Here is a 6,805-nt window from a genome sequence, read left to right on the forward strand (position 1 = left end):
TTAGACATAATTGCTAAGTTCTTCTCTAGAAATAAATTGCTAAATATAGTTACTAACTATGTATTTTTCCCAGGAATGATTGAAACAAACTAAAATTTATTATAAAAACTAGATTTTATATACTTGGTCAGTTAGACATAAGTCCAAAAATAAGTCCAAATAGAATTTGATTTTCTATAATTTTTAGTTTAAAAATAAAACTGTGGTTCACGAGGATAACCCTGGAATTTTTCATTTCTGGGGTTTTATTTTGTCAATATTAAATATTTAGCATAATTATCTTCCTTCCTATGGTAGATTTTTTAAAACTTCAAGCGCATCATCACACCACTCTATCCAGGCTTGCTCATATTTAATACCCGCCTTTAAAACTAAAGTTCTCAATTTTTCTTCCTTATTGAGTTCTTTCGGGTATGGAAATTTCTCTTTTTCAATCTCTCCATAGGTAAGTAATTTTTCTAAATGGATTCGGCGATGACGTGTGACATCTTCTATCAATAGACTGACTGGTACTAGACCACCGGAAAAAATTTTGACTAACAAATCTTCTCTGATTACATCAGGTTCGCTGGGTTTGTGCATCCACTCAATCAGCTGCTGCTTTCCCTGTTCGGTGATTGAGTAAACTTTTTTATCAAGGCGACCTTCACGGGGAATCACCTCGGACACAATCAAACCAGCAGACTCCAGTTTACCTAGTTCTCTGTAGATTTGTTGCTGGGAAGCTTGCCAAAAATAACCTACAGATTCGCTGAAAACTTTAGAAAGATCATAACCACTGTGGGGAGCATCAATTAAACAGGTCAGGATTGCTTGCGATAAACCCATAAAGAACTACTTGACAGATATTTTCTTAAGTGTACACTAGAGCTTGTATACAACAAGTTGAATAAAATTTTATGATTATAAAATGTTGTATACAGTAAATTTGTCTGCCAACATCTAGGCGATGACTTATGCAAAACCTCCATCCAGACCGATTCAGGAATCTCAACTATCCTAATAGAACGATCATTTTCGGTATAGTTGCCATAGCTTTGGCAAGCGTCGCTGGTTCGTTGTATTTACTCTCTGGCGTGGGAAATCCGGGGAAAGAAATTACCCCAATGGTGATTGATAACCGTCCTCCAATCAAGGCTATTACTGCTTTGGGGAGGATAGAACCGCAGGGTGAAGTGGTACAGGTGTCAGTTTCCCAGACGGCTGGTAGTAACCGCATAGCAGAACTGTTGGTAAAACAAGGCGATCGCATCAACAAGGGACAAATAATTGCTATCCTAGATAACCGCGATACTCGGCTAGCAGCTTTGAATAGAGCCAAGCAACAAGTCGCAGTTGCACAATCCCAATTAGCACAAGTAAAAGCTGGAGCCAAACAGGGAGAAATTGCTGCTCAACAAGCCACAATTGCAGAACTAGCAGCAGAACTACGCCAAGAAGTTGCAGCCAGAGTGGCGACAGTGAGGCGCTTAGAAGCAGAAGTTAGAAATGCTCAAATTGAATATCAGCGCTATCAATCGCTGCAAGCAGATGGCGCGGTTTCCGTATCTATTAGAGATAGTAAAAAACTAACTCTAGAAACCGCCGAAGAAAGTTTACGGGAAGCCTTAGCTAATCGCAGCCAAACATCAGAAACCCTACAAGAAAGACTTAGACAAGCAAAAGCCACCTTAAACCAAATTGCAGAGGTGCGTCCCACGGATGTGCAAGCAGCACAAGCAGAAGTTGAAAGTGCCAAAGCCGCAGTCCAAGAAGCCCAAGCTAATTTAAACTTGACTTATGTAAAGTCGCCTAAAGCTGGTCAAATCCTGAAAATCCATACCTTAGTTGGGGAAGTAGTCAGCGACAAAGGTATTGTAGAAATCGGACAAACTAATCAAATGTATGTAGTTGCAGAAGTGTATGAAGTTGATATCAACCGCGTCAAAATTGGACAACGCGCAACTGTAACTCAACTCAACCTACCCGGAGAATTGACAGGAACCGTCGAGGATATTGGCTTACTAATTGCCAAAAAAGACGTACTCAACACCGATCCAGCCGCCGATATCGATGCACGAGTGGTAGAAGTAAAAATCCGTCTCAACCCCGAATCTAGCCAAAGAGTTACAGGTTTAACTAACTCTAAAGTCAAAGTAGCGATCGCCTTAAATTGAAAACCAACAACTAACTATGAAAAGAAAAATTCCTTTAGCATGGTTGCAATTATCGCGGGAAAAAGCACGGATGGTAGTGGCGATCGCCGGCATTGCTTTTGCAGATGTGCTGATGTTTTTACAACTTGGTATCCGCGAAGCTTTGTTTGATGGCGCTGTGCAACTACACAACAGCTTGGAAGGTGAGATCGTGCTGGTGAGTAGTCGTTACAAATCCTTGTTTTCACAGCAGCGTTTTTCCCAACGCAGACTTTATCAAGCAATGGGTTTTACTGGTGTGCAATCAGTCAGTCCCATCTATGTCGATCCCATTCCTTGGAAAAATCCTGATAATCAAGAAACTTGGAATATTTACGTTATTGCTTTTAATCCTGAAGAAAAAGTACTTAATTTAGCTGGTGTACAAGAGAATTTAACTAAATTAAGAGAACCTGATACTGTGTTGTTTGATCTAGGTTCTCGCAAGGAATTTGGTCAGATTGTTTCTAAATTTCAAACTAGTGGCACTTTCACCACAGAAATTAATAATCGTCAAATTAAAACTGTTGGCTTATTTAAATTAGGAACTTCTTTTGGCATCAATGGCAACCTCATTACTAGTGATGTGAATTTTTTCCGCCTCTTTAATCAAAGACGGCAACCAGGATTAATTGATTTAGGTTTGATTAAGTTAGAATCAGGAGCAGATATAAATTGGGTATTAGCTAACTTAAAAGCTAATCTTCCTGATGATATAAATATTTTAACAAAACAAGAGTTTGCCGACCAAGAAAAAAGCTATTGGAACAGTAGCACACCCGTAGGCTTTACATTTACTTTAGGTGTAATAATTGGCTTCATGGTAGGTGCAGTTATCGTTTATCAGATTCTTTATAGTGATGTTTCTGATCACCTACCAGAATATGCAACATTAAAAGCTATAGGTTTCAAAAATCGCTACTTACTCATAATCGTCTTTCAAGAAGCTTTGATTTTAGCCGCTATTGGCTTTATTCCTGGCATTGCTATTTCCCAAGGCTTATATATGATTACGCGCCAAGCAACACTCCTCCCCATCATGATGACACTAGATAGAGCAGTGCTGATATTTATGCTCACGACTTTGATGTGTTCAATTTCTGCCTCACTAGCCATCAGAAAATTACAAGCTGCTGACCCGGCCGATATTTTCTAAACACTAATATAGTTAGTTATTAATTATTATGTTACCTGCCATTTATATCTCTCATCTCAATCATTATTATGGTGAAGGTTCACTCAAAAAGCAGATACTTTTTGATATCAATTTAACAATTCAACCAGGAGAAATTGTTATCATGACTGGCCCCTCTGGTTCGGGGAAAACTACTCTACTTACACTCATTGGTAGTTTGCGTTCTGTGCAATCAGGGAGCCTGGAAATATTAGGTAAAGAACTATCTGGTGCTACTAAAAATGAAATGGTGGAAGTGCGGCGTAATATTGGTTATATATTTCAAGCCCATAACCTTCTAGGGTTTCTCACAGCCCAACAGAATGTACAAATGCCATTTGAAATGAACCAGAAAATTTCCTTCAGCACAGCAGCCACAAAAGCAGCAGAAATGCTAACAACTGTAGGTTTAGAAGAAAAACTAAATTATTATCCAGATGATCTCTCAGGTGGACAAAAACAAAGAGTAGCGATCGCTCGTGCTTTAGTACATCACCCTAAACTAGTATTAGCCGATGAACCAACAGCCGCTTTAGATAGTAAATCTGGGCGAGATGTCGTCAATTTAATGCAGAAATTAGCTAAAGAACAAGGTTGCACAATCCTGCTAGTCACTCATGATAATCGCATTTTAGATATTGCCGATCGCATTATTCACATGGAGGATGGTTATTTGCGTCAAAGTTAATTGACCAATCACTTAACATCGTCTTAAACCCTACTTGATGATTTATTGATAAGTTTCTCTTGCTTAGTTAGACAAACTCAAGTAGTTTGCCAATATCTCAAAATCTTAGTAGGGGTGAATATGCAATTAATAAATCGCAACTTCCTCGCAACCCATTGTAAACGCAGGAATTTTTTACTGGGTGCAGGATTAATCACAGGGTTAGTAGTAGCCAGCCAATGGCATCCTGTGATGGCGCAAACAACATTTTCTGGCTATCCATTTAGTCTAGGTGTTGCATCTGGAGATCCCTTACCTGATAGCGTGGTGTTATGGACAAGACTAGCACCAGATCCAGTAAATGGGGGTGGTATGTCACGGGTCAATGTTCCTGTGCAGTGGCAAATCGCACGGGATGAAAATATGACACAAGTTGTACAAAAAGGAACAGTTTTAGCAACACCAGAATTAGCTCACTCAGTACACGTTGATGTGCGTGGGCTAGAGCCTGATCGTTGGTACTGGTATCAATTCAAAGTGGGTAATGAAGTCAGCCCTAAAGGACGCACACGTACAGCCGCAGCACCTCATAGCTCTATTCAAAAATTTAATTTTGCCTTTGCTTCTTGTCAAGATTGGCAGAATGGCTTTTACACAGCCTATAAGCACATGGCTGACGAAGACCTTGACTTAGTAGTGCATCTGGGTGACTACATCTATGAGTATGGGCCTCGTTCTGGTGCGCCACGTCAGCATATTGGCCCAGAAATCGTTACCCTTAGCGATTACCGCAACCGCTATGCCTTGTATAGAACCGACGTAAATTTACAAGCAGCTCATGCTAACTTCCCGTGGATTTTTACTTGGGATGACCATGAAGTAGATAACAACTATGCCAACTTCATACCTGAAGATAACCAGAGTCGGCAAGCATTCGAAGGCCGACGAGCCAATGCTTACCAAGCTTACTATGAGCATATGCCATTGCGCCTATCTTCTTTGCCGAAGCAGTCTAGTATGCTGCTATATCGACGATTAACTTTTGGGGATTTAGCCGAGTTCAATGTCTTAGATACTCGCCAATACCGGACTGACCAACCTTGTAATGATGGACTCAAGCCACGTTGTGATGCAGCTTTAGATTCAAAAGCGACTATGACAGGTGCAAGACAAGAAGGTTGGTTACTCAGAGGACTAGACCAATCAAAAGCGCGTTGGAATGTAATTGCTCAACAAACAATGCTTGGTCAATTTGATTTCGATGCTCGTCCAGATTCCCAAGTCTTCAATGTTGACCAGTGGGATGGTTATGTAGCTGCTCGTAATCGGCTCTTGAGCTTTTTAGCACAGCGCAAACCTTCTAACCCAGTAGTTATTACTGGAGATATCCATTCCAGTTGGGTACATGATTTAAAAACTGACTTCAATAATCCACTGTCAGCAACCGTTGGGACTGAGTTTGTGGGTACTTCCATTACTTCTAACTTCCCTACAAATTCCATCGCACCAGTTAAAGCGGCTCTGAGTAACAACCCCCATACAAAATTCTTCGATGCTGCTTATCGCGGTTATGTTCGTTGCCAACTAACTAGAGAACGTTGGCAAACTGATTATCGTGTTGTGTCTAGCATCCTTGAAGAGAATGCTTCTATTAGCACCCTCGCTTCCTTTGTAGTAGAAAACGGGCAACCAGGCGCAAAAACAGCGTGATAGATCTATTTTAGGGGAGGATTGAGCGATAGCTTTTCACCTCTCCTATTTTTTTATCTATGATGTAATAGTAAGTGCGATCGCTTCTCAAACGTTAGCCTACTCAGTTTTGCTCAATTAATTGAGCAATCAAAAATCGTGTAAAAATGCCATCATAGTTAAAGTAAAAGCATTCTGGAGACAAGACCACGGTTTACGCACGTCCTTTAGCACGCTTAATTGAGCAATTACAACGCCTCCCTGGAGTTGGTCCCAAGACAGCCCAGCGTCTAGCTTTGCATATTTTGAAGCGACCAGAATCTGAAGTAGAAGCTTTAGCACAAGCTCTAGTTGAGGCGAAAAAACAGATAGGCTTGTGTTCTGTCTGCTTTCACTTATCTTCTGAACCAGTTTGTGAAATCTGCCGCAATCCTAACCGTGAAAATAATACTATCTGCGTAGTAGCAGATTCCCGCGATGTGATTGCCCTAGAGAAAACCCGCGAATTCAAAGGTAAGTATCATGTCCTGGGTGGGGTGATTTCGCCAATGGATGGAATTGGCCCAGAACAGTTGACCATAACTCCTTTGTTGCGGAGAGTCAGTCAGCAGCAACCAAAAGAAGTAATTTTGGCAATTAGTCCCAGCGTCGAAGGGGAAACCACAACATTGTATGTTGGTCAACTCTTGAAACCATTTACTAAAGTGACAAGAATTGCCTTTGGTTTGCCCGTAGGCGGAGATTTAGAATACGCTGATGAGATAACATTGGCAAGAGCTTTAGAAGGACGTAGAGAATTAGATTAAGCATAAAATAGATAAAACAAAAAGGCGGTCTCAAATCATGAGAACGCCTTCTTAGTTAAAAAATAGAACCTGGCACCGAGCGATTGTGGCATAGGGCAACCCCTAGACTATCGTAGCCATAGCAGCGTTTCACCTCTGAGTTCGGGATGGGGTCAGAGTGGTACCACTGCACCATAGGCACCAGGAAAACTTGTAGGGTCAGAAACCCTGAAGACTGCAAAAAACGCGATATGCCAAAGATTGTGAGGTCAAGCCCTCGGTCTGTTAGTACTCCTCAGCTTCATACATTACTGCA

6 protein-coding genes and 2 rRNA genes (1 of these 8 running past the window's edge) are annotated in these 6,805 nt (G+C 40.9%); 5 read left to right on the top strand and 3 right to left on the bottom strand.

Annotated elements, in window-relative coordinates:
* Nucleotides 1-288: 288 nt before the first annotated feature.
* Nucleotides 289-828: a PadR family transcriptional regulator gene (locus ACN222_RS24820; protein WP_010999098.1), complete on the bottom strand. Its 540-nt coding sequence runs from the start codon at nt 826-828 to the stop codon at nt 289-291.
* A 128-nt stretch (nt 829-956) separates the two neighbouring features.
* On the opposite strand from ACN222_RS24820, the gene ACN222_RS24825 reads away from it, so the two are divergent.
* The 5 genes from ACN222_RS24825 to recR all read left to right on the top strand — a co-directional run bounded on the left by ACN222_RS24825 (nt 957) and on the right by recR (nt 6,510).
* The gene (locus tag ACN222_RS24825) at nt 957-2,156 is read left to right on the top strand and encodes an ABC exporter membrane fusion protein (protein WP_010999099.1); all 1,200 of its coding nucleotides are present in this window, start codon (nt 957-959) and stop codon (nt 2,154-2,156) included.
* Nucleotides 2,157-2,172: 16 nt separating this feature from the next.
* A complete protein-coding gene (devC, locus tag ACN222_RS24830; protein WP_010999100.1) occupies nt 2,173-3,330 on the top strand; it encodes an ABC transporter permease DevC in 1,158 nt (385 codons plus the stop codon).
* A gap of 28 nt (nt 3,331-3,358) precedes the next feature.
* Nucleotides 3,359-4,036 carry a DevA family ABC transporter ATP-binding protein gene (locus tag ACN222_RS24835; RefSeq protein WP_010999101.1) on the top strand — a complete coding sequence of 226 codons (678 nt, stop codon included), beginning with the start codon at nt 3,359-3,361 and terminating at the stop codon, nt 4,034-4,036.
* A gap of 120 nt (nt 4,037-4,156) precedes the next feature.
* Nucleotides 4,157-5,725 (top strand): alkaline phosphatase D family protein, encoded by a 1,569-nt coding sequence (locus ACN222_RS24840; RefSeq protein ID WP_044522427.1) that lies wholly within the window; start codon nt 4,157-4,159, stop codon nt 5,723-5,725.
* A gap of 218 nt (nt 5,726-5,943) precedes the next feature.
* Nucleotides 5,944-6,510, top strand: a complete 567-nt coding sequence (gene recR, locus ACN222_RS24845) for a recombination mediator RecR (protein WP_041456203.1) — start codon at nt 5,944-5,946, stop codon at nt 6,508-6,510.
* Between the two features lie 67 nt (nt 6,511-6,577).
* Here recR and rrf read toward each other — a convergent pair.
* Together rrf and ACN222_RS24855 are read right to left on the bottom strand one after the other, a co-directional pair.
* Nucleotides 6,578-6,695 (bottom strand): 5S ribosomal RNA (gene rrf / locus ACN222_RS24850).
* Nucleotides 6,696-6,754: 59 nt separating this feature from the next.
* Nucleotides 6,755-6,805: ribosomal RNA gene (locus ACN222_RS24855) — 23S ribosomal RNA — on the bottom strand (it continues 2,777 nt past the right edge of the window).

The organism is Anabaena sp. FACHB-595 (assembly GCF_048568275.1).
Taxonomy (GTDB): Bacteria; Cyanobacteriota; Cyanobacteriia; order Cyanobacteriales; family Nostocaceae; genus Trichormus.